The following is a 19,267-nucleotide window of genomic DNA, read 5'->3' as shown; positions in this document are numbered from 1 at the left end:
GACTTCGATTGGCGAGTTCACCTCTCAAGTGAGCCTGTCGTGACCTTCACGCGGCCTGCACCCGGCGCACCGTTTGACAAGCGGATCACGGCGCAACTCTTAGAGCAGCTGCTAGCGGCTGGCCCGCGTGCGTTCAATGCTGACATAGACGTTGATCTGTTCGACGCCATAGAGGAGGCTGTCGCCAGCCACCTTGCCCAGTTCACGGGCAACGGCGCTGCTGTGGCTGGCCTCTTTTACGCGGCGAATAGCCTTGACGCTGTGGTGACGCCTAGCACGCTGAAGGTATCAAGCTTTGCCTCTCTCGGGCAGGCTGTCCCCGCTGGCCCGCTGACTGTGACAGTCGGGCAGACGTTCCCCGTGTTCCCCGCTGAAATCGCGGGAACGTCCGGCCCGTACCCCCAGAGCGGCCCCGTCAAGATGCTGACGGGGGGCGTGGTCACGTTCCCTCTCACGCTGGGCATCCCCGGCGCGGCAGGAACCCTGTCCCTGACGTGGTACGCGGCAGACCGAGGGTTCTTCGGCATCGGGCTATTCCCCCCCAGCCCGACCCGCTACACCGTGGAACTGCTGAGCGGGGCCGGGGCGGTGCTTCAGACGTGGGCGGACGTCATCCCCTCCGCGTCCCCGGTCACGCGGCAAACGGACTATGGCGTCAATTCCTTCATGCCCCAGACGCACAAAACGGCGCACGCGGTCAACGCGGCGCTGAGTGCGGGGGCGTACTCACTGCGAATCACAGCCCTAGAGGTCTTTGCCCGGATCGCGCCGGAGAGTGTGGTCGGGGGCGTGGACGCCAACACCTATCCCGCCCTGTTCCGGAACGCGGGATTGGCTGTGGTGGACGTGCTCAGCGCGGCCCCCGTCGATGGCGGGGTAACAGTTCCCGCAAACCCGCAGGGCGGCACGCTCCCGGCCACGCTGCCTGAAGTGTCCCTGACCTTGACGGCCCCCGCCCTGCCTGTCCATTCCTTCGCCGGGGGCGTGCTGGGGGGCGACGCGCTCGCCGTCATTCCCAACGCGCTCGGCCCCAGCACCGCCGAGCAGATCGCGGCCATCGAGTTTACGCTTCACCCCGATCCCGACTCCGAGCGGGCTGGCTGGGGCGCACAGTTTGGCTTCTCGCTGGCCCTGCTCGCGGACGACCTCCTCCACCATGATCTGAAACGCATGGTGGAGGGCGTCGTGCTGACGTATCGGCGGCCTACCGGATCGGACGTGTTCGGGGGCGTGCTGCGCTACGGCGTGCGCTACCGCGCAGAGTGCCGCGCCCTGATTCCCTTACAGGACGACATTAACCTCACAGTTCAGTTTTACAACGCCACAACGGGGGTGGCCCTCGGCGTCGGGGAGGTGCAACCCCTCACGGTGGAGACAGATGGCGAGTACCGTCCCTACCATCTGTCCGGACAGAACGCCACCCTGCCCCCGGCCTCTCTGCGGGTCGCCCTGCTGACGCTGCCCCCCAGCGGCTCCCGGCACGGCTACCCCGCCCGCGTAGAGGTGCATTCATGGCGTGAGGCACGCTTATAAACGGTCTGTCTTGGGGCGTCTGGTGGGGGCTGGGGCTAAAGTCCGCCGCGACTTCAATCGGTCAGATCGTGTCCAGCGAGCGCACGCCCGCACGCGTCAACCTCGTCTCGGGCAAGCGGGAGGCAGCGACCTTCCGGCCGGAACTGGTCTTCGCATTGGGGCCGCAGCTGATGGGTGCTCCGGGCGATGGCGACTACCTCACCCTGCACCGCAACGTGTGGGCGATGGCGTGGCACGGGTTCACGGGCCTGACGCTCTACCAGCGACAGGGGGAACAGTGGGTAGTCGTGACGCCGGGGAAAAACTTCCCGGATCTGGGCGCGACGGTCCGGCATATCTCCCTGGCCTTCGATCAGTCGGCCCGGCATGTGGCCGCTTGGGAGGATGATGGCCAACTCCTGGTTCGCCAGTGGGATCAGACCGAGGAGGACTACGTCTACCGGGGGCCGTTCCCAGGCGTTGATCCCGTGCTGGTCAATGACGCCACCGCGATGTTTGTCCCGAGTGCGAGCGATGTGCTCCTGCTGTACCTGAATGCGGCTCGTACAGAGCTGCGTTACCGGGCACAGCGGGACGCCTATCTGGTCGAGCGCACGCTGCTGACGGGCCTCGTGGACGCCGTACTGGATCAGGTGGTCGCGTTGCCGTACCGACTTGAAATCATGGGAGAGTCAGAGCACCTCCCGTTCTACGCCCAGACGCCGCTCTACCCGATCCGGGTCACTGACCTCCTTCCGGCGACGGGAACGATGGTTCTGAGCCTCTACGAAGCGATGCTCATTGAGCAGTCGTCAGTAGACACACTGAACGGCATCGGCAAGATGTTGACCAGCACATACGAGTCAGTCGAAGCCAAGGCGGTACTCACGGAGCCGTTGGCAGGGGTCGGCAAGATGCTGACCAGTGCGTATGACTTAACCTTGCGCCCGCACGGGCCGGTGACCGATCCGCTCAGCGGCGCGGGCACCCTCGTCTCGACCTCAAAGCTAGAAAACGTCGGCGTCCCACGCACCCTCACAGAAGGGCTGACTGGAGCTGGGGCACTCATCGGAGGCACGTATGCACCATAAGGTTAAGCAAGAAGGAACGGTCAGCGGGTGGGTTCACTGGGAAGTGCTGAATGCAGACGGGGCAGTCGCGCAAGAAGGTGAGCAGCCGAATCTTATTTTGGATCGGGGCTTGAATACGATTCTGGCCTCAAGCAATCTCTCGGACGTCACGAACTTTGGGATTGGGTTGTGGGCGGCCTTTCGGCATTACCTTGCGGTAGGCACTGGGTCAACCGCTCCCGCCGTCGGACAAACGACGCTCGCAACGGAAGTCGCGCGGGCCGCCAACGGCGGGGGATTTACGGCGGAATCAACCAACGTCTATTCCCAGCCTGCCGGATTCATGGTCGGGGCGTTTACCATCGTGCGCGTCATTGATATTACGGCGGCGCATAACTTGACGGAGTTCGGCTTCTCGGAGGCGACGGGAACGAACGTCAATATCCGCGAGCTGTTCCGCGATGGCACCGGGACGCCGATTACGCTCTCCGTTCAGGCTGGGCAGCAGCTTAAGGTGACGCATACGTTGACGGTCACGGTTCCCTCGATCACAGGCGGAACGGATGCGAGTTTTACCGTGACGGGCATCGGCCTGCTTGCGGGCAAGGAGACGTGGTGGATGAAGGCAGGTGTGACCGCCGCAAGTATGGAGTCATTTTGGGCAACTAACTTCGCCTCGAACGGCACGCTTCAGCGCATGAGCGCCGTAAACACGATGGATCGTGCGGATCGAGGCGGGGCGCACGATACCAGCGCACTTGTTAGTGCAACGAAGCTGACCTATGTGAGTGGCACGTTTAAGGTCACGAAACGGTATGTCATCACAACCGCGCAGCTGAACGCCGCACACCACGGCTGGTTCATCGGCTATCAGTTGAGTAGCAGCCCGGAAGTCGGCTATAAGTTCGGGCTGACCAATCCCGCCACCATCACAAAAGCCAGCACGCACAAGCTCACGCTGGACTTTGAACTCACTTTAGGGAGGGCGTAACCATGACCACGCGCTACACGTATCTGATCGAGTTAGAACGCAAAGACACCAGCACCGAAGACTTGGGCCGAATTATTGTTGAAGGTGAGACCTACGGCGAACCCAACGAAACGGGCGTCCTGACCGAAGCCTTACAGGAACTCACCGCTGTGGGTAGCTTCTACCAGTTTCGTAACGCCCTGTTCCTGAAGACCGAGATGAAGACGCTGCGCGTGACGCTGCTGCAGATGGAAGACGTCGGTGCGGGCGGGTAACCCGTGCTAGTCACCTCACTGACCGTAGGACTCAAATTGCGCCCGCCCCCTTGGCCCATCCCGGCCATGAGCGGGCGCCTCTCATTCCTGGCGTCGGCCTCTTTCAACCATCTGGGCGGCGACGTGCAGCGAAATGTCGTGGTCTATGACGACCTGAACGACTTTGCGTGGTTTTACGGGCGGTCTCGCGCCTGGAAGGTCATTCAGCTTGACGCTCGTTATCCGTTTGTCGGAATGCACGGCATGGAAGACACCCGGCTCACCAAGTCTCAGCCGGAACTGGATCTGGCCCGGAAGCGCCGCACGCCGCCCCCAACCACGCCGCTTCCTCCACCCCCTCCACCCCCTCCACCCCCTCCACCCCCTCCGCCGCCTCCGCCCCCACCGCCGCCTGTTGAACCACCCCCCTCCCCCCCGGAGACAGGAGAACCCGACGTGATCAGCAACCGCTTAACTTTCGGGCCGATGGGCGCGTCCTTTCAGTGGGCGCGGCTGACCGGGCAGGCGATACAGGGCTACCATGTCGAGCGCAACCACGAACCCGGTTTTCCCGAGTGGGGCTGGCTGCGCCTGACGGCCGTTCCGCAGCTGGGCGTGACCTACCGCAACTTGTGGGCCTGGGAGGGGGAGCAGATTTCTTACCGCGTGCTGGCCGTCCTGGCGAACGGAACAGAGATTCCGCACGTCAACTTCTCTGGGACGCAATCGGCCTTCGCAGACACCTACCGCACCACGCAACTGGTCATTGACGACAGCAACACGTCGCCCCATGCCGAAACGGTGTTCGAGGGTTATGTCATCAAGACGGGCGAACGCATAGATGGCATTCGAGTCAACACAAAGAACTTGGTCAGAATTCGAAAGAATAAGTGGCGTGGGAGCGGCAACTTCTGTAGTACCAACGGCAACGCCAACGTCATTCTCGAAGACAATTACGCGTACGGCCAAGTTCCTGCGACCAAGAACTACGCGGTGGGACAGTTTTTTGTCGGTGACTACGGGTCAACCCATCGTGAACGACGGAATCTGATTCGTGGGATGGGCGGCACGTCGCTGGGGCAGTGGCGCGGGCTGACGGCGGCACAGGGCGGGCAGGTCACGACGGGATACGGGAACATCTACTGGGACTTGGCGCGCAAGCGGAGCAACGGCGCAGGCGGCGACCTGTCGAACGACACGATTGTCAGCAAGCACAAGGAAAGCCAGACGCGCGGCCAGAGCAACCCGAACGACACGGGCGGATACACCATGCCCATCGGTCACGACTTCGCGCAGTTCCTTGTCCTGAACGCCAACAACAACGCAAAAGACAATCTGCCTGGACAGTTCTTCGGCGGCCTGGACTGGGCGGGCGTCTTCGTGTACTCCACGCACATGAAAAGCCTGATGGAAGACCAGTTCAACTTTTACCTGATCGGCGGTGAGAGCCTGGACGTGCGCGTGAAAGTGCGTGGGTACTTTACGTTCGGGAACCCTGGCAACGGCATCAGCAACACGGGCCAGCGGTGGACGACCGGCATGCCGTTCAACATGGGCGGCCAGCGACAGCCGACGGGCAGTTACATTCCCGGCGCGCCCAAGCCTGCGGGCGACTACAGCTTCCCGTACCAGAGCATGACGGGCGGGTTGCCTGCGGATGAGAAGCACCTGACGCGATACGCGAACACGGGCGCGTACACCTTGATCGAGGATTTCTGGCTGGTCGGCCCCGGCACGCAGCTGGGCGCGCAGCATGGGAACAATCACCAGTTGAACCGGGGCAAGGTGATCTTTACCGGCAAGCTGCGGGACGGCACGCCACTCACGGGCGACCCGCGCATCGGCGTGTACATGAGTGGGGACGCGGGCTTCACGGTCGAGGGCAAAGCCGTGTCGCACAGCCTGGGCATCAGCAACGTTCATACCATCAAGCCGACCAACCTCAACACCCAGCCGCAGGGCTTCGGGGAAGAGTGGACGACGAAGGCGTTGACGTTCGGGAACACGTGCGAGAACCGCCTCGCGACGGCGGCAGAGGAGCGGGCGGCGCACCACCAGTTCCTGCTGTGGTGCCACAACGCGGGCATAAAGATGGGGCCGGACTACGGGACGCCTGCGGTGATCTACGGGTAAGCACCCCTCCGCCTAATTTCACCCTCTCCACCCGCCCACGCTCTCGGCAGCTGGGCGGGCTTCTGTTGCCGATCGGAGGCCCATGAAACGAATGATTCTCGCGGTGGCATTGAGCCATGCCGTCAGTGCTGCACCCCTCTCCGCTCCTGCGCCACCGCCCCTGTGCACGGTGGTGGCCACAGCCAGTCCCGCCATTGTTGGCCGGTGGCTCACCGTGCAACTCAAACCCGGCTGCCCCCCCAACGGTGTCGCCCGCTTGCGCTTGGTCTCCAAGTTGGGCGGCAGTCAGCCTGACTTCCCGCCCGGTCTCTACACCCTGTACCCCGGGCAGACCTTCCGGAAAGTGGCCCTGAGCTGGTGGTCACTGGTCTGGGTAGACCGGATCGGGCGGGAGTGGCGCGTCTCGGAGCAACAGTGACCCCGGAGCTGCAAGAACTGATCAGCCTCCGCACGCTGGTGCTGTTCGGCGCGGCTCTCATTCTGACCATCTGCGTTTCGATCGCACGGGTGGCCCGTGAACGTGCGGCCCAGCGGCGGGAACAAAAGCCTCTCACGACGTTCGGAGAAGGGTTTGCAGACGTCGTGTATGGCTCGATGGCCGCACTCGCGCTGCTGCTGCTGCAAGACACCATCAAACCTCTTCCCATCAAGGCAGCGGTGGGCCTGGCCATGTTCTACGGCTACATGGGGCCAGCCGCCTGGGATTTTGTCGCCGCCATCGCTAAAGGCCAGTACGCCCTCACCAAAAAGGAGACCCCGGAATGACGTTTAAATCTGCCCAGACCCCCACCCGCCGTGCCGAACGCGCTGCTCTCCGTGCTGGCCCCCGCTGGCACTGGAGTGACGCCATCCCGATTGTCATGGTGCTCTTGCATGTCGTCGGTTTCTTCCTGTCCCCAGCCCTTCTGGCGGACATTGGAGACACCGTGATCGGCCCCACGCAATATCTGGAGAGCCTGGATGGCAGTCTCAGTGGGGTCATCTTGGCTGGAGGGCGCTTTGCCGTCGCGGCCCTGGTGCTCTACACACTCTGGTACGTGCGGGAAGCGCCGTGGTCAACGCGCATGGGGTGGGCGATCATCGCCTCTGCGCTGCTCTTGAATTGCGCCCGCAACGTCTACACCGGAGCACCAGCCACCTTCTCGTTCCTGGAGGGGCAGGCTGGCCTGCTCTGGCTACTGTTCCGACTGGCGGTGCGGCCCACGGTCTGGCAGCAGATGACGCACTGGAAGGAACGTGCGGAGCGGGCAGAAGCGGAACTGGCTCAGCTCAAAGGAACCCTATGACCTTAGCTTTCTGGCCGACGCTCGACACCCCCACCACCCGTTACACCGTGCAACCTGGCTGTGCTTGGCTTGACCCTGCCTACTACAAGGCGCTTGGCTCCGTTCACCCCGCCATCGATCTGAATGCGGTCACCGGCAGTGACACCGATGTGGGTGACCCGGTGCACGGTACGGATGCAGGTGTGGTGGTGGCCGTGATGTGGGACGGGTACATCGGCGGCATCGTTGAGATCAAGCACGGCGATGGCAGCATTTCGGGTTATTGGCACCTGCGAGACATTCACGTCAAGCTGGGCCAACTGGTCAGTGGCGGCGATCTGATCGGGCAGATCGGGAAAGGCGCGAAGCTCAGCATGGCCGCGCATCTACACTTCTACGTCAAGAAGGCGGGCGTCAATCTGCCCCCCAACTACTGGCCCAGCACCCATATGAAAGAGCGGAAGGCGTGCGAAGCGTTTGTGCGGGAGAACTACCACCCACCGGAAGAGTGGCTGCACGCCCGCGGGGCCAAGCGCACGCTGGCATCGCTGCAAGTCCTGCGAGGGGAACCCATGCGCGTCCTGGTCAATGACGTCGAAATCACTGGCCAACTGGTGCAACGCCCCGACAACGGTGTGACCGTGGATGCCCGTACCCAGACGGTGCGGGTGTACGTCAACAGTCGTGAGCCCGAACCCATCAGCATCCCAGCACTGCCGCTGAACTAGGCCCGCCGCGTCATTCACTGACGCTAACAATTCGACCTTTCCCGGCCCTGCCTTTTTGGAGGGCCGCGCCCTTGGAGTGTGCCCATGTTGCAAGCTCAAATCCTGTCCCTTCTGTTGTCCCTTGGTACCGCTACTCGCACCGGAGGCGCCCTCACTCCTGATCTGGTTCAGCCCTGGCTCGACAAGCACTTCCCCAGTCTAGTGACCAAAGCACAGGCTTTGCGCGATGGCGCCACCTGGACGGAAGTCGGCGCGCTGCTCGAAGCAGGCGTCACCGCCGCCCAAGAATTGAAGGGTGTCATTGCCGGGACGGCCCGTGCCCAGTTTGTGCTGAGCATCGTGCAGGCCTTGGTCAAAGAGTTTGCGCCGCCTTCCGCCACCTGGCTGATGGTTCTGCTCAACAGCCCGTTCACGCTGATGCTGATCGAGATGGCCTTTAAGCGTCTGTTCCCTCTGGGCTGATACCGGACAACTCAGGCGAATTCGCCCCCGCTTCAGCTTCGGCTGTAAGCGGGGGCGATTTTCAGTTCATGTGTGGCAGCATGACGTCATGCCTGCTGGACTCAAGATCACCATCACCCTCACTGCCGAAGAACTCCGCCACGCAGAAGCGGCCGCCAAGCGCACTGCACTCAGTGTCGAGGTCTTTGGTCGCAATGCCATCCTGAATGCCTCCCGTGGTATTCAACTGGCCCCTCCCCAATACAAACCACATCAGCTCAGTCACATTCACAAAAAAGCGGCCTCAGAAGACAAAGTCTGGACAGAAGCCGAACTCCGCGAGCGCGGCCTGCCCTTGTACTGGAGTCGCGCCTGGGTCGATGAACAACAGGCACAGGGGCATAGCCACGCCGAGATTGCCATCAACGCAGGGGGGTATCAGGTGATGGCCGTCAGTCGACACCTGCGGCTCATCCACGGGATCGTTCAGGTCAAACAGCAGACCCCTGGACAGCAGCAAGACATTTATGCTCGCATCCAGCAAGGCGCCACCCGTGAACAGGTCATGCGGGAGTTTCGATTGAGTGAATTCGGGGCTGCTAGGTACTTTCAACTGGTCGAGGCCGAGCGCGAGTTGAACTTGCGTTTCCGGCAAGAGATTGCCCGCTTGGAGTGGCCTGCCACCAAGCCTGAGGTTGCCCAGACGCTCTTCCCAGAAGAACCCCAACGCACTACCAATTGGTTGGCCGTGCGTGTGAAAAAAGGGTGGCTGGTACGCGTCAAGCCGGGGGTATACCAGCCGAGTCCAGAGTTCTTGAAGCCTCCATCTTTTGAATCAGGCAACTGAGCGCTCTCAATTCAAAACGCTGGTGCCCTGCCTTCTAAAGATGATGAACTTCACTTTTAGGTAAGAAAATTGTTAGAATATCATTCGTACTCTAAACACAGACAAGAGCGGGAGATACCCGCAGAAGTCAACGCCATACCCGGCCAACCAGACCTATCCATCTCTTATCTGGGGGCCAACCAGGAGAACACATGAAGAACAATACACAAGGCTTCACCCTGATTGAGTTACTTATAGTCATTGCGATTATTGGGATCCTGGCCGCTGTGCTGATCCCCAACCTGTTGGGTGCCCGTAAGAGCGCCACTGCCCGCGCTGGACAGGCCCACAACACCAGCGTCTACAAGGCCGCCGTCGCTAACCTGGCCAGCGACAACGCGGCAACCTCTGAGAGCGTTATTGGTACCATGGATGCTGACTGCACGAAGGCCGTCGAAGGTACCTATCCTGTGGACGCTGCGCCTTCAGGCGTCGATACCTGCGCCCTCCTTGTCAACGGCTCCGACGACTTCTTCGTGAACACCACGATGAAAGACTCCGGCAATTTGAAGAAGTTTCAGAACGGCAAGGAAGTCACGGAATTCGCTACCGCTGCTGTCACTCCCTGATCCAAGTTGAACCCTAGGCCGCCCTTCGGGGCGGTTTTTCATACCCCTTGAGGCCAACCCACTATGCATCACCATACGCAAGGCTTCACTTTGCTCGAATTGTTAGTGGTCATTGCTATCATTGGCATTCTCGCCGCCGTGCTGATTCCCAATCTGCTCAGTGCACGCCAGGTCGCTAAAGAACGTACTGCCCAAATGTTTGCTTCAAACGTCACTCACGTCACTTTCGCTTGGATGGCTGATAGTCCGCGCCGCACTGTGGCGGATTTGCCTACGGACTGTAAAGCGCCTACCGAACTTCCCAACGAGAATGGCAGTGACAGTGGGTACAGCTGGGGAGCCCCGCCTGATGTGGTCACCACTTGTGAGATTGGGGCCAAAGCTGACGGAACATTGAGCGTTAAAGTCGTGACCGACCGTTCCACATACGTGAATGGTGCGCCTGAGTAACAGGTCTTAATCTCTCTGCCCGCCTCAGCGCGGGCTTTTTGATGGCAACAAAAACCCGCCCTTTTCAGAGCGGGCGCCGCAGCTGGTGGGGAGATCTACTCCCGCCGAAGCGTGCAACAAGAGTAGTGGATGAAACAGTTATCCACAGGGCAACCTTGGGGGTGTGGATAACTCTTCAGCTCTTACTCGCTCAAATACTCGTCCGGCTCAATCCCTTCCAGCACCAGGCCCATCTGCTCACCAATCGCCTCCCGCACCTCGCTCGCCTGCTCTTTGTCCGGCTTCCAACCATCAAATCGGATCTCAGCCTGACGAGACTCCACGACAGCCAGCTCCAGTTCGGGATACGCATCAGCAGCCCAAATCTCCAACCCTTCCTACAAGAAGTCGATCAACTTGGGCGCGTTCCAGTTGCGCGTGCGGCTCAAGCCCTTGCTCACCGCCACCTTGATCGGTGCGGGTGGAACGAAACGGATTAACACTCTTTTGTTCATGGCGTAATTGTAGAGGAGAGAAGAAGAGGGATCGCACCGCTGCGGTCTACCTTAAAAAAGCGCATGTCAGAATGCAGTTCGGTCAGACCGGGTAACACTGGAGTTCAGAACAAGAAATGGAGGCGGCCATGTGGAAGTGGCCGCCTCTTTTGGTGTCTTGGTGGGGTCTAAGAATTGACGACCAGCACCGTGATAATCAGCGGTACGACCACCAATGCCGTGACGCCGAAAATCAGTTGCAGGCGGCGGGCGCGGGGCACAGCTTTGCCTGTGATGCGGGTGTAGAACCACAGGCCCGCTGTCATGAGGGTCATGACCACCACAGCCAGAAGAATCAGCGCGGCGGTGATTGCAATGACCCCGAAAAAGCCGACATTCATTCCCATTCTGGCAGCCTACCGGGGAGCGTCTTGCCAAAGTGTCAAAGTGGTGACCGGAAATACTGACCAAGAACGTCCCAGCCGCGTCAGACCTTCATCACGCCGACCCTTCATGATCAGGCCATGCGCCTCCTCCTGTCTACTTTTGCTCTTGCTGCTGGCTTAGGTTCAGCTCAAAGCGCCACGCCTGCTCCCCTCAACGGCATCTGGACATTGACCCACGTGACGCCGCAAGTGAAGCCGGACTTGAGTCTTGCCCCAGTGCAACTCGTGATTGTGGGTGGACAACTCCGCGGCAGCATCGGCTGCGGCACCTACGCGGGAACGATTCGGGCGGCCCGCAACCGCCTGACCATTCAAGTTGCGCCCCTGCCACCGCGTCCCAACGAGCGGTGTTTGTACGCTCAGCCCCTCGCTTTTCACGCGGCCCTGAATGCATCTACGGGCTACCTGATCAGCGGCAACACCCGGCAATTGGTGCTGTTTTCTAAGACCACCCGCCTGACCTTCGAGCGAATCGGCTACGTCACGCCTGCCAAACCCTAGTCCTGAAGTTGACCCCCTGCTGGCTCTTCCTCAGAGATACTGGGCCATGACCTTCGAGTTCAGCGGCCCCCTCTGGTTCTGGAAGGGGCCAGCGCCCTGGTACTTCATCACCGTTCCTACCGAGCAGAGCGCCGAACTGAAAGCCGCCTCCCGGTTCGTCACCTACGGCTGGGGCATGATTCCCGTTCAGGCTCAGATCGGCAGCACCACATGGACTACGTCGTTATTTTTCAAAGACGAGCATTACGTCATTCCCATCCGCGCCAACGTGAGGAAGGCGGAAGGGCTGGAAGAGGGTGCAGAGGTGGCCGTGCAGATGACTCTGGGATGACGGCTACAAAAACCGCAACAGCCCGCGCCTCTGCTGAGGATGTTGGGCCGCCTGTAGCTGCAACGAGAAGTCTTCCAGCGCGTCCTGCACCTGCCGTGCGTCACGCACGATGGTGGCGCTGAGTGTTTGCACCTGCGTCTCCCGCTCCTGCTCCCAGTGGTTCAACACGCGCTCATTCAGGCGGGCGTGGTCGGGGCTGGTCACGTCACGCGGGGGGGCGAGGCGGTCACGGGCGGCTTCCAGGTAGGCCACGTGGTCGGTGGCGCGGGCGGTCCCGGCGTACTGGCGTGTCTGCTTGATCTGGGCCACCCGCCCCAGCAGACGCTCGCGCTCCAGCACGGTGCGGGCGCGTTCCCGGCCTTGCAGCAGCGCGGCCCCCACCGCCATGCCCACCAGCGCCATCGTAAACACCAAGAGTGACCAATGCTGAGGCACGGCGTTGGTGTCGGTGGTGGTGCTGAGGTCGGTCAGTTGACCCTGCTGCGCGGCGTTGGCGGCAATCTGCTGTGTCACGCGCAAAATGCCGTCCCAGTTCAGGTAGCCTTCCACGCCCAGATACAGCACGCTGACGGCCACGATTCCCCCGATGTAGGCGGCGGGGCGGCCCATGCCCGGTGTGCCGTTTGCCGCAGCGTGGGCGGCCATTTTGGCCCGGTAAGCCAGTTCGTCTACCAACCACAGCAGCAGCACGCTGAACATGATTCCGGCGGTCAGGGCAATAATCGTCAGGTACAGGCGGCTTTCGGGATTGAACAGGAGGTTGATGCTGACGCCACTGATGACACCCACAAAGAATTTGCTGAACACGGCGAACCCGTTGAACACGCGCTTGCTGCCGGTCTGCTGTTCGGGCGGGCGAATCGGGTGGCCTTCGCGGGCCAAATCTGCCAACGCCTGTTGCTGATAAAAGCCTTCGGCGCTGAGGGTGTCGGGCTGTGCGCCGTACTCGGCCAGAGCGTCGAATCGTTGCTGGCGGGCCTGTTCTATGGCCTCGGTGGCGCGGGTGTATTCGTGTTCCACGCCGCTGCTGGCCGCGTTCATAAAGCGCAGGTGCTCGTCCTGCCGCGTCCAGGATTCGCGCACGCCCACGCCCGTTTCGGCCAGCACCCGCGTCAGCGTTTGGCGGGCCAGGGCGTGGTTCACGCGGTACTGCTCCACATTCAGCGCCAGAATCCGGGCGCGTTTGGTCAGCAGGCTGCGGGCGGCGGGGTCGGCCACCAGCGTCAATTCATGCGTCAGGTCATTCAGGAACGCGCCGTAATGATCCGGCGGCAGCACCGGCATAAATTGCTCTGCGGCGAGGGGGTCGGGGCGGGGGAGGGCGGCCTCATAAGGGTTGAGAAGTGGGTCGAATGGTAGCGCTTTCTCTGCGTCTGATAGGGCGGAAACAGCTTCAGCGCCCGCATGTGCCCCGGCTTCACCTTCCCCTGCAAAGCTCATATTGACCGTGCCCAAATCCGGCCCGCTCAGGGTCACGCTTTCCAGTGGGGCGGGCGCGTGAAATGACGTGTCTGCCGAACCATTCTGAGTTGTCCTGTCTGGGGCGGTTCTCTCTGGGGTCGTCATCCTAGCGCCTCGCTTTTTTGGCGGCGTCGGCAAAGGTCGGATACACGTTGTTCAGGTCGTAGGCTCCGGCCATCAGCAACCGCTTGTCGTTTACACCTGTGCCCAACGCTTTGGTAAAGCTGTCCCGCACCGAGTTTCCATCGGCCCCGCGCTCTGGACTGAGGCCTGCAAAAAACAGGAGGCGGGTGGCAGACGCATTCAGAATCCCCTTCACGGTGATGCCCAGCGCGGCGCGTTTGGGGTCGTCCAGTGTGGCGCCATCGGTAAACATAATCACCACGTCGCCCACGCCAGCGGTGCGGGCCGCCATGCTGCGGGCCTGTGCCAGCGCCGCCGTAATCGCGCTGCCCTTGCCCGTGCAGGGCTGGGTCAGGGCATTGGTGTAGCGCAAAATGTCGGCCTTACCCATCCTCGCCCCGTTCTGAGACTGGAATTTGAAGTCGGCCACCGTCTGCACGCCCGCGCACACGCGCAGCAGCGTGACCGTGTCGCCGGAGCGTACCTGATTCAGCAGCACGCTCTGGGTCAGTAGTTTGGCCTGTGCCGCGTACCCGAAGGCCGGATTCTTGGAACTGCCCGTCATGTCGGCGGCAATGACCACATGCAGCGGCGGCGTGCTGAGGCCCAGCAGGGTAGAGGCGCTGGCCGCAGCGGGGGCAGGCGTCAGCAGCGGCAGCAGGGAGAGGAAGGGGGAGAGGGGCATGTGGGGACTCCTTCGGGGTCGGTGAGTGGTCAGTGGAAAAAACAGGAAAACATGGGGGCGTTGGTTGGGGGTTAAAACGCTTTCTTAGGGCGGCGTCGGATTTTTGGGATTCAGATTGGGTACCGGGACGGCTATGCCCCCCACGCGGGTGATTCCGGCGGGGGCTTCCAGACTGCGGATTTCGTGGGGGAGGTCGCGCAGCAGGCCCAGTTCGTGGCAGGCGGCCTGACCCTGATACAGGTCGGCAGGCACGCTTTGCAGGCCGTCCGGGTCGCCAATCCACACGCTCATGGCGTACTGCGGCGTCACGCCTGCACACCACGTATCGCGCACATCGTCGGTGGTGCCGGACTTGGCTCCCAGCGGCACATTCCGTCCGGTCAGGCGCTGCACGAAGCTGGGGCGCAGGAATCCCAGATGGCCTGCCGAATCGTTCACCGCACCCGTCAGCAGGTCGAAGGCCTCGTAAGCCACCGCCTCGTTCCACAGCGGGGCACAGTCAGCGCGGGGCAGGGGAAAGGGCTTTCCGCTGCGGTCGTACACTTCCGCCAACAGGTGCGGCGTGCAGAGCTGGCCGCCGTTGGCAAAGCTGGCATAGGCGGCGGCCACCTTCAGCGGCGACGAGCGGTAAGTGCCGAGGGCGGGGCTGGAACGGTTGGCAGTGTCCTCGGTGTAGCCCACGCTGTCCAGCACGCGGCGCAGGGTGGTTTCTCGGTCAGTGCCCACACGCACGGCCACCGTGTTCAGGCTGCGGGCGTTGGCCTCGCGGATACTCACGGAACGGCCCAAGAATGCGCCGGAATTGTTGCGGATAGGCTGCCCGGCATACGAGGTGGCTGCATCTAGAAAGAGGCTGAGTTGGGTCAGACCCTCACCAAACGCGGCGGCGTACAACAGCGGCTTAACGGTACTCGCCACCGGACGGCTGGCCGAGGTTGCCCATTGCCGCCCCGCTTGGCTGCTCTGCTCGCCGCCCGTGCTGCTGGCGAGGGCCACAACGCCGCCCCCGCGCACGTCCAGCACGGCTGCGCCCTCGGCCACGCCTTTGGGTCTGCCCGCCAGTCTGCGGTTCAGGGCCGCCTGTGCGCCCGCGTCTATGGTCAGCACCACGCGGGCCACCCGGCGCGGGTCTAGCCCACCGGCCCGCAGTTCCCGGCGCACCAGTTCCTGCATGGCCCACACGGGTTCGGGTTCGTTGGTGTAGTCGGGATTGCGCGAGGCGCTCACCAGCCGCAGATCGGAACCGCTGCCCGCATATTCGGCCCGCCACAGCCGGGGTTGCAGCGGCGTAGACACGGCGTCCAGATGTTCGGCCTCCGAGATCAGGCCACGCGAACGCAGGATATTCAGCGTGACCAGTTGTTGCGTTCTCATGCGGCGAAAGCGGGCGGTGGCGGCTTCGGGCGGCGTGCTGTCCGACACCAGATAGGTGCCGGGTGCAGGCAGCAGCCCCACCAGAAAAGCACTCTGCGCCAGCGTCAGGTCAGCGGGGTCTACGCCAAACACCGCCCGCGACGCATCGTAAATGCCTTTGCGCTGGCCGATACCCAGCCAGGGCAGGCTGTTCACACTCATGGCCAGCACCTCGCGCCGCCCGTAACGCCACGTGACCAGCGGGGCCAGCACGAATTCGGTGGCCTTGCGCGTCAGCACCAGTGGCAGCGTGCGCCGCCCGGTATCATAATCGAAGTGGCCCGCCAGCACGCTATTTTTCAGAAGTTGCTGCGTAATGGTGCTGGCTCCCGCGCCACTGAGGAGAGCACGCGGCAGGCGGCCCAAATCCACGCCCACATGCGAAAAGAACCGCACGTCCTCTTTGGCTACATACGCCAGCAAAAAGGCCCGTGAAACACCCGTGAGCGGCACACTCAGCGACTCGCGGCAGGGTACGGTATTCACCACTGTGCCCCCGTCCCGGCAATGGTCGATGACGCCCAGCGGCGCGCCCCGGCGGTCTTGCACCTGTATGGGTTGCAACTCCGCCCGCAGGTTCCACGCCCGCCCAAACGCTCCCGACGCCGCCGCGCCGCCCACGCCCAGCCCGATCACGCCCAACGTGACTGCACCCACGCCTGCCAACCCTGCCCGCACCATGCGCCGCAGTGTCCACGGCACGGGCCGGGTCACGAACGGGGTGCGCGGCCAGGGCATGCGCCGTCGCCAGAAGGTCAAGCGCGGTTCCTGTGGTCGGGATGGTGCTTTTTGGGATGATTCTGGCTGGCGTTCACAGTGCTAGTACGTCCTGAAGGCCTGGAGCGTTGCTGGTTTACCGCACCACATCCGATACGCCCGCCGCCGCCGACCTGAACTGCGCTGCCTGCCACACCTGATTGGCAATACCCGACACGCCAACGATAGAAATGAGGAGCATGCCCAGAATTGCCAGTGTCGTGACAGCCGTAGCCCACGAGGAACGCGGCTGGCGCGGCATCGAGCTGGCCTGTTTTTCGCGTTTGGGAGCGCGTTGACGTGCAGGCTTGGGCGGCGGCACAGGGGCGTTACCCAGCCCAGCAGCATTCAATCCAGAAGAATTCAGGCCCGAAGAATAGGGCCGGGGCTTGCGGACAAAGCTCATAACGGTAGTGTAGGCGGCCCAGATGAGGGCGGAAACCGACTTTTGGTGGAGGCGAGAGCGACGTGAGCCTCGTTGATCAGACCTGATCTATCCTCAAGCTATGACCGAGAGCATGCCCCTGACGTTGGCAGACGTTCAGCAGGCACGGCATCTGATACAGGCCTCGGCCAAGGTGCTGTGGCCCGGTTTTGAGCCCGCGAAGGTGCCGTTGGTGGTCTATGACGGTCAGAAGACGGTGCTGTGGGGAGCCCAACCGATTGGAATGGGCTGGCAGGCCGAAGAAGACCGCTGGGCGTTTCCGGGCCGTCATCCGCAAGTCTGGGCAAACACCTCTTGCGCGTTAGAAGACGGCTTGTTGGCAGCCTGCCTTTACCTCCCCAGCTTGCCCCCGTCTGACACCCCCACCGATCTGGCAGCGTTGGCCGTCCACGAGGCTTTTCATGTCTATCAGAGCTGTCAGGGTGATTCGGCTTGGCAGATCAATGAACTGGACGCCCTGACCTACCCGGCCACCGATGCCAAATTGCTGATGTGCCGGGCAATGGAAATGCAGGCGCCTCAGCGGGCCATGACGGCTTCCCTTGAAACGCTGCCAAAGTTAGCCGCCGAAGTCATGCATTGGCGGGAAGCGCAAGCTGCATCCTTGGCCCCTCACCACACCGAATAGACCTCTTGCGAAAGTCGTGGGCTAAGCTGGTAGCGTGGAGCGAGACCGTCTGACACGCACGCTGAAGATGAACCGCAAGCAGTTTCGTCGACGCACCGGGGTTTCCCCGGAAACGTTTGCCGAGATGGAAGAGGTGCTGACCCTCCGCGAAGGACGGAAGAAGAAATCTGGCCGCCCAGCCGCGCTGAGCGTGGCTGAACAGCTGCTGATGACCCTAGAATTCTGGCGTGAGTATCGAACCTTTGCACACCTGGGTGACGATTGGGGTGTGCATGACGATGGCGTGCACCGCACGGTGCAACGCGTGGAAGCGGCATTGATCGCCAGTGCGCACTTCCAGATGCCCAAGAAACGCGTATTTCAGGAAGCGCAGCTCGTCTATAGCATTGTCGCGATTGATGCTTCTGAGGTCCCGTGTGAACGGCCCAAAAAAAGCAGGGCGGTTGGTACAGCGGGAAGAAGAAGCGCCATACCCTGAAGTTTCAGGTGCTGATGTGCACGGTGACACAGCGCATCCTGGGCACCGCCACGAGTGCTGGGGCCGTTCATGATCTGAAGCTGTTCCGTCAGTCTGGCGTGCGGCTGCCCAACGAGACGGCGCTGATCGGGGACGCTGGATACCAGGGACTCTGGCGGAGCCACGGGCATGCCATCACCACCCATAAGGCGACGCGAGCGTCGCCTCTGTCAGCCGAACAGCGCCAGGATAATCGTGTGCTGGCGCAGACCCGGCAGGGGATCGAGCATGTCATCCGTCGCATGAAAATCTTCCGCGTGTTGAAGGGCGTGTACCGACATCGGCGACGTCGGTTTGCACTCCGGGTTCAGCTGATCGCTGCGCTCTGTAACCTCACCCGCGCACGTCCCGCCTGACTTTCGCAAGAGGTCTAATACATCCGGGCCGCCGAAAAAGTGGAAGGCTTGGCGCATTACGTGGAACTCAGCTTCAAGGCGGGCCAACCGGAATTTCCCAGCGTTGATCTTCCCGCCTCGGCAGTGCGGTTGCGGGCCTACACCACTGGCGCGGCTTATGGGCTACTGCTAGACCGAATGTTGGAGGGCTGGAAAGAGCGGGTGATTGATGAAGGCGCGGCGTTAGATGAATTGTTGGATTCGGTGACTGGCACTCGCCACTCCAACGGGCTTATTCCATCCCACATCCAGCAGTGGGCAATTGCCGCCGCAGAAGAAGTGCTGCATCAGCAACAGCTTTTACAGGTTTTCGATGCTCGGCCTGGCAAGGAATTGACGCTAAAAAGCGCCTCTGCCCTCTGGCCCAAAGCTTTTGATCCTATGAATCTGAAGGTGGTCGGCCAGGGAAGGGTATTGCACCAACGTTTTCTTCAGTTCGGAAACGGTGTCGTAGAGGGCGAGTTGATGAGTTGCCCCTGCCTCACACAGTTCAGCGGCCCTGATTCTTTCATGGGCGGCTTTCGAGAACTTCGGCTCAGGGGCATGGTCACTGTGCAGGCCACTCCCGAAGGCTGGGTCGCGTCAGGCAACGGGATCAGTGTGAGGGGCAGTGGGGGTACTGTTTCTACGTCTGAGCAGGGGTGGCTGATCGACTTCTAAGGTTGGCGGATTCGTGTCCCGACCCCCGATCTAGACCAAGTCCACACCCACAGCCCCACCCGGCGTGTTAAACTTCACGGGTCAGCACGGCAACAATGTAAACCCCGGATTCTCGTTCAGCGTTCCCCGGTTGTTCGGCCCGTTTCTCCTGTCTG

Annotated in this window: 25 protein-coding genes; 19 read left to right on the top strand and 6 right to left on the bottom strand. The window is 62.0% G+C overall.

What is annotated here, in order from left to right:
- Positions 1-39: 39 nt before the first annotated feature.
- The 13 genes from M1R55_RS02200 (at position 40) to M1R55_RS02140 (ending at position 10,278) form a co-directional block, all read left to right on the top strand.
- A complete protein-coding gene (locus M1R55_RS02200) occupies positions 40-1,533 on the top strand; it encodes a hypothetical protein (RefSeq protein WP_249393121.1) in 1,494 nt (497 codons plus the stop codon).
- Between the two features lie 68 nt (positions 1,534-1,601).
- Positions 1,602-2,603 (top strand): hypothetical protein, encoded by a 1,002-nt coding sequence (locus M1R55_RS02195; RefSeq protein ID WP_249393120.1) that lies wholly within the window; start codon positions 1,602-1,604, stop codon positions 2,601-2,603.
- On the top strand, positions 2,593-3,573 hold the full coding sequence (locus M1R55_RS02190; protein ID WP_249393119.1) for a hypothetical protein: 981 nt from the start codon (positions 2,593-2,595) through the stop codon (positions 3,571-3,573). The genes M1R55_RS02195 and M1R55_RS02190 overlap by 11 nt, the downstream gene beginning before the upstream one ends.
- A gap of 2 nt (positions 3,574-3,575) precedes the next feature.
- A complete protein-coding gene (locus M1R55_RS02185; RefSeq protein WP_249393118.1) occupies positions 3,576-3,827 on the top strand; it encodes a hypothetical protein in 252 nt (83 codons plus the stop codon).
- Positions 3,828-3,893: 66 nt separating this feature from the next.
- Positions 3,894-5,939 carry a hypothetical protein gene (locus M1R55_RS02180; RefSeq protein WP_249393117.1) on the top strand — a complete coding sequence of 682 codons (2,046 nt, stop codon included), beginning with the start codon at positions 3,894-3,896 and terminating at the stop codon, positions 5,937-5,939.
- 82 nt (positions 5,940-6,021) lie between these two features.
- Positions 6,022-6,357: a hypothetical protein gene (locus tag M1R55_RS02175; RefSeq protein ID WP_249393116.1), complete on the top strand. Its 336-nt coding sequence runs from the start codon at positions 6,022-6,024 to the stop codon at positions 6,355-6,357.
- Positions 6,354-6,704 carry a hypothetical protein gene (locus M1R55_RS02170; protein WP_249393115.1) on the top strand — a complete coding sequence of 117 codons (351 nt, stop codon included), beginning with the start codon at positions 6,354-6,356 and terminating at the stop codon, positions 6,702-6,704. The genes M1R55_RS02175 and M1R55_RS02170 overlap by 4 nt, the downstream gene beginning before the upstream one ends.
- Positions 6,701-7,225, top strand: coding sequence for a hypothetical protein (locus M1R55_RS02165; RefSeq protein ID WP_249393114.1), 525 nt, complete (start codon positions 6,701-6,703; stop codon positions 7,223-7,225). The genes M1R55_RS02170 and M1R55_RS02165 overlap by 4 nt, the downstream gene beginning before the upstream one ends.
- Complete coding sequence (locus M1R55_RS02160; protein WP_249393113.1) at positions 7,222-7,932, top strand: M23 family metallopeptidase; 711 nt, start codon at positions 7,222-7,224, stop codon at positions 7,930-7,932. The genes M1R55_RS02165 and M1R55_RS02160 overlap by 4 nt, the downstream gene beginning before the upstream one ends.
- 84 nt (positions 7,933-8,016) lie before the next feature.
- Positions 8,017-8,394, top strand: coding sequence for a hypothetical protein (locus M1R55_RS02155; protein ID WP_249393112.1), 378 nt, complete (start codon positions 8,017-8,019; stop codon positions 8,392-8,394).
- Positions 8,395-8,482: 88 nt separating this feature from the next.
- Positions 8,483-9,220: a hypothetical protein gene (locus tag M1R55_RS02150; RefSeq protein ID WP_249393111.1), complete on the top strand. Its 738-nt coding sequence runs from the start codon at positions 8,483-8,485 to the stop codon at positions 9,218-9,220.
- Between the two features lie 191 nt (positions 9,221-9,411).
- On the top strand, positions 9,412-9,828 hold the full coding sequence (locus tag M1R55_RS32020; protein ID WP_371827140.1) for a type II secretion system protein: 417 nt from the start codon (positions 9,412-9,414) through the stop codon (positions 9,826-9,828).
- Between the two features lie 63 nt (positions 9,829-9,891).
- Positions 9,892-10,278 (top strand): prepilin-type N-terminal cleavage/methylation domain-containing protein, encoded by a 387-nt coding sequence (locus tag M1R55_RS02140; protein ID WP_249393110.1) that lies wholly within the window; start codon positions 9,892-9,894, stop codon positions 10,276-10,278.
- Between the two features lie 182 nt (positions 10,279-10,460).
- Here the strand turns inward: M1R55_RS02140 and M1R55_RS02135 are convergent, their stop codons facing one another.
- Together M1R55_RS02135 and M1R55_RS02130 are read right to left on the bottom strand one after the other, a co-directional pair.
- Entirely contained in the window at positions 10,461-10,649 is a 189-nt protein-coding gene (locus M1R55_RS02135) for a hypothetical protein (protein ID WP_249393109.1), read from the bottom strand.
- A gap of 290 nt (positions 10,650-10,939) precedes the next feature.
- Positions 10,940-11,158, bottom strand: a complete 219-nt coding sequence (locus tag M1R55_RS02130) for a hypothetical protein (protein ID WP_249393108.1) — start codon at positions 11,156-11,158, stop codon at positions 10,940-10,942.
- 117 nt (positions 11,159-11,275) lie between these two features.
- On the opposite strand from M1R55_RS02130, the gene M1R55_RS02125 reads away from it, so the two are divergent.
- Positions 11,276-11,698 carry an META domain-containing protein gene (locus M1R55_RS02125; RefSeq protein ID WP_249393107.1) on the top strand — a complete coding sequence of 141 codons (423 nt, stop codon included), beginning with the start codon at positions 11,276-11,278 and terminating at the stop codon, positions 11,696-11,698.
- 46 nt (positions 11,699-11,744) lie between these two features.
- Complete coding sequence (locus M1R55_RS02120) at positions 11,745-12,029, top strand: DUF1905 domain-containing protein (protein WP_249393106.1); 285 nt, start codon at positions 11,745-11,747, stop codon at positions 12,027-12,029.
- Between the two features lie 3 nt (positions 12,030-12,032).
- Here the strand turns inward: M1R55_RS02120 and M1R55_RS02115 are convergent, their stop codons facing one another.
- The 4 genes from M1R55_RS02115 to M1R55_RS02100 all read right to left on the bottom strand — a co-directional run bounded on the left by M1R55_RS02115 (position 12,033) and on the right by M1R55_RS02100 (position 16,873).
- Positions 12,033-13,595: a hypothetical protein gene (locus M1R55_RS02115; protein ID WP_249393105.1), complete on the bottom strand. Its 1,563-nt coding sequence runs from the start codon at positions 13,593-13,595 to the stop codon at positions 12,033-12,035.
- Position 13,596: 1 nt separating this feature from the next.
- Complete coding sequence (locus M1R55_RS02110; RefSeq protein WP_249393104.1) at positions 13,597-14,298, bottom strand: VWA domain-containing protein; 702 nt, start codon at positions 14,296-14,298, stop codon at positions 13,597-13,599.
- A gap of 84 nt (positions 14,299-14,382) precedes the next feature.
- Positions 14,383-16,449: a transglycosylase domain-containing protein gene (locus tag M1R55_RS02105; RefSeq protein ID WP_249393103.1), complete on the bottom strand. Its 2,067-nt coding sequence runs from the start codon at positions 16,447-16,449 to the stop codon at positions 14,383-14,385.
- Between the two features lie 115 nt (positions 16,450-16,564).
- On the bottom strand, positions 16,565-16,873 hold the full coding sequence (locus tag M1R55_RS02100; RefSeq protein WP_249393102.1) for a hypothetical protein: 309 nt from the start codon (positions 16,871-16,873) through the stop codon (positions 16,565-16,567).
- A gap of 100 nt (positions 16,874-16,973) precedes the next feature.
- Between M1R55_RS02100 and M1R55_RS02095 the strand changes: the two genes are divergently transcribed.
- The 4 genes from M1R55_RS02095 (at position 16,974) to M1R55_RS02080 (ending at position 19,112) form a co-directional block, all read left to right on the top strand.
- Entirely contained in the window at positions 16,974-17,540 is a 567-nt protein-coding gene (locus M1R55_RS02095) for a hypothetical protein (RefSeq protein WP_249393101.1), read from the top strand.
- A gap of 67 nt (positions 17,541-17,607) precedes the next feature.
- Positions 17,608-18,018, top strand: coding sequence for a transposase family protein (locus M1R55_RS02090; protein ID WP_249393100.1), 411 nt, complete (start codon positions 17,608-17,610; stop codon positions 18,016-18,018).
- Positions 18,019-18,026: 8 nt separating this feature from the next.
- Positions 18,027-18,413 carry a transposase family protein gene (locus tag M1R55_RS02085; RefSeq protein ID WP_249391754.1) on the top strand — a complete coding sequence of 129 codons (387 nt, stop codon included), beginning with the start codon at positions 18,027-18,029 and terminating at the stop codon, positions 18,411-18,413.
- Between the two features lie 48 nt (positions 18,414-18,461).
- Positions 18,462-19,112, top strand: coding sequence for a hypothetical protein (locus tag M1R55_RS02080; protein WP_249393099.1), 651 nt, complete (start codon positions 18,462-18,464; stop codon positions 19,110-19,112).
- The last annotated feature ends 155 nt before the right edge of the window (positions 19,113-19,267 follow it).

This window comes from Deinococcus sp. QL22 (genome assembly GCF_023370075.1).
GTDB lineage: Bacteria > Deinococcota > Deinococci > Deinococcales > Deinococcaceae > Deinococcus.
This window is presented reverse-complemented; position numbering and strand designations above follow the sequence as displayed.

What these genes read in the sequence shown, in the direction of transcription:
- M1R55_RS02095 (WP_249393101.1), top strand. Translation starts at nt 16,974, where the DNA reads ATGACCGAGAGCATGCCCCTGACGTTGGCAGACGTTCAGCAGGCACGG.
- M1R55_RS02185 (WP_249393118.1), top strand. Translation starts at nt 3,576, where the DNA reads ATGACCACGCGCTACACGTATCTGATCGAGTTAGAACGCAAAGACACC.
- M1R55_RS02180 (WP_249393117.1), top strand. Translation starts at nt 3,894, where the DNA reads ATGAGCGGGCGCCTCTCATTCCTGGCGTCGGCCTCTTTCAACCATCTG.
- M1R55_RS02150 (WP_249393111.1), top strand. Translation starts at nt 8,483, where the DNA reads ATGCCTGCTGGACTCAAGATCACCATCACCCTCACTGCCGAAGAACTC.
- M1R55_RS02130 (WP_249393108.1), bottom strand. Translation starts at nt 11,158, where the DNA reads ATGGGAATGAATGTCGGCTTTTTCGGGGTCATTGCAATCACCGCCGCG.
- M1R55_RS32020 (WP_371827140.1), top strand. Translation starts at nt 9,412, where the DNA reads ATGAAGAACAATACACAAGGCTTCACCCTGATTGAGTTACTTATAGTC.
- M1R55_RS02125 (WP_249393107.1), top strand. Translation starts at nt 11,276, where the DNA reads ATGCGCCTCCTCCTGTCTACTTTTGCTCTTGCTGCTGGCTTAGGTTCA.
- M1R55_RS02115 (WP_249393105.1), bottom strand. Translation starts at nt 13,595, where the DNA reads ATGACGACCCCAGAGAGAACCGCCCCAGACAGGACAACTCAGAATGGT.
- M1R55_RS02110 (WP_249393104.1), bottom strand. Translation starts at nt 14,298, where the DNA reads ATGCCCCTCTCCCCCTTCCTCTCCCTGCTGCCGCTGCTGACGCCTGCC.
- M1R55_RS02100 (WP_249393102.1), bottom strand. Translation starts at nt 16,873, where the DNA reads ATGAGCTTTGTCCGCAAGCCCCGGCCCTATTCTTCGGGCCTGAATTCT.
- M1R55_RS02165 (WP_249393114.1), top strand. Translation starts at nt 6,701, where the DNA reads ATGACGTTTAAATCTGCCCAGACCCCCACCCGCCGTGCCGAACGCGCT.
- M1R55_RS02155 (WP_249393112.1), top strand. Translation starts at nt 8,017, where the DNA reads ATGTTGCAAGCTCAAATCCTGTCCCTTCTGTTGTCCCTTGGTACCGCT.
- M1R55_RS02140 (WP_249393110.1), top strand. Translation starts at nt 9,892, where the DNA reads ATGCATCACCATACGCAAGGCTTCACTTTGCTCGAATTGTTAGTGGTC.
- M1R55_RS02120 (WP_249393106.1), top strand. Translation starts at nt 11,745, where the DNA reads ATGACCTTCGAGTTCAGCGGCCCCCTCTGGTTCTGGAAGGGGCCAGCG.
- M1R55_RS02175 (WP_249393116.1), top strand. Translation starts at nt 6,022, where the DNA reads ATGAAACGAATGATTCTCGCGGTGGCATTGAGCCATGCCGTCAGTGCT.
- M1R55_RS02090 (WP_249393100.1), top strand. Translation starts at nt 17,608, where the DNA reads ATGAACCGCAAGCAGTTTCGTCGACGCACCGGGGTTTCCCCGGAAACG.
- M1R55_RS02105 (WP_249393103.1), bottom strand. Translation starts at nt 16,449, where the DNA reads ATGCCCTGGCCGCGCACCCCGTTCGTGACCCGGCCCGTGCCGTGGACA.
- M1R55_RS02190 (WP_249393119.1), top strand. Translation starts at nt 2,593, where the DNA reads ATGCACCATAAGGTTAAGCAAGAAGGAACGGTCAGCGGGTGGGTTCAC.
- M1R55_RS02160 (WP_249393113.1), top strand. Translation starts at nt 7,222, where the DNA reads ATGACCTTAGCTTTCTGGCCGACGCTCGACACCCCCACCACCCGTTAC.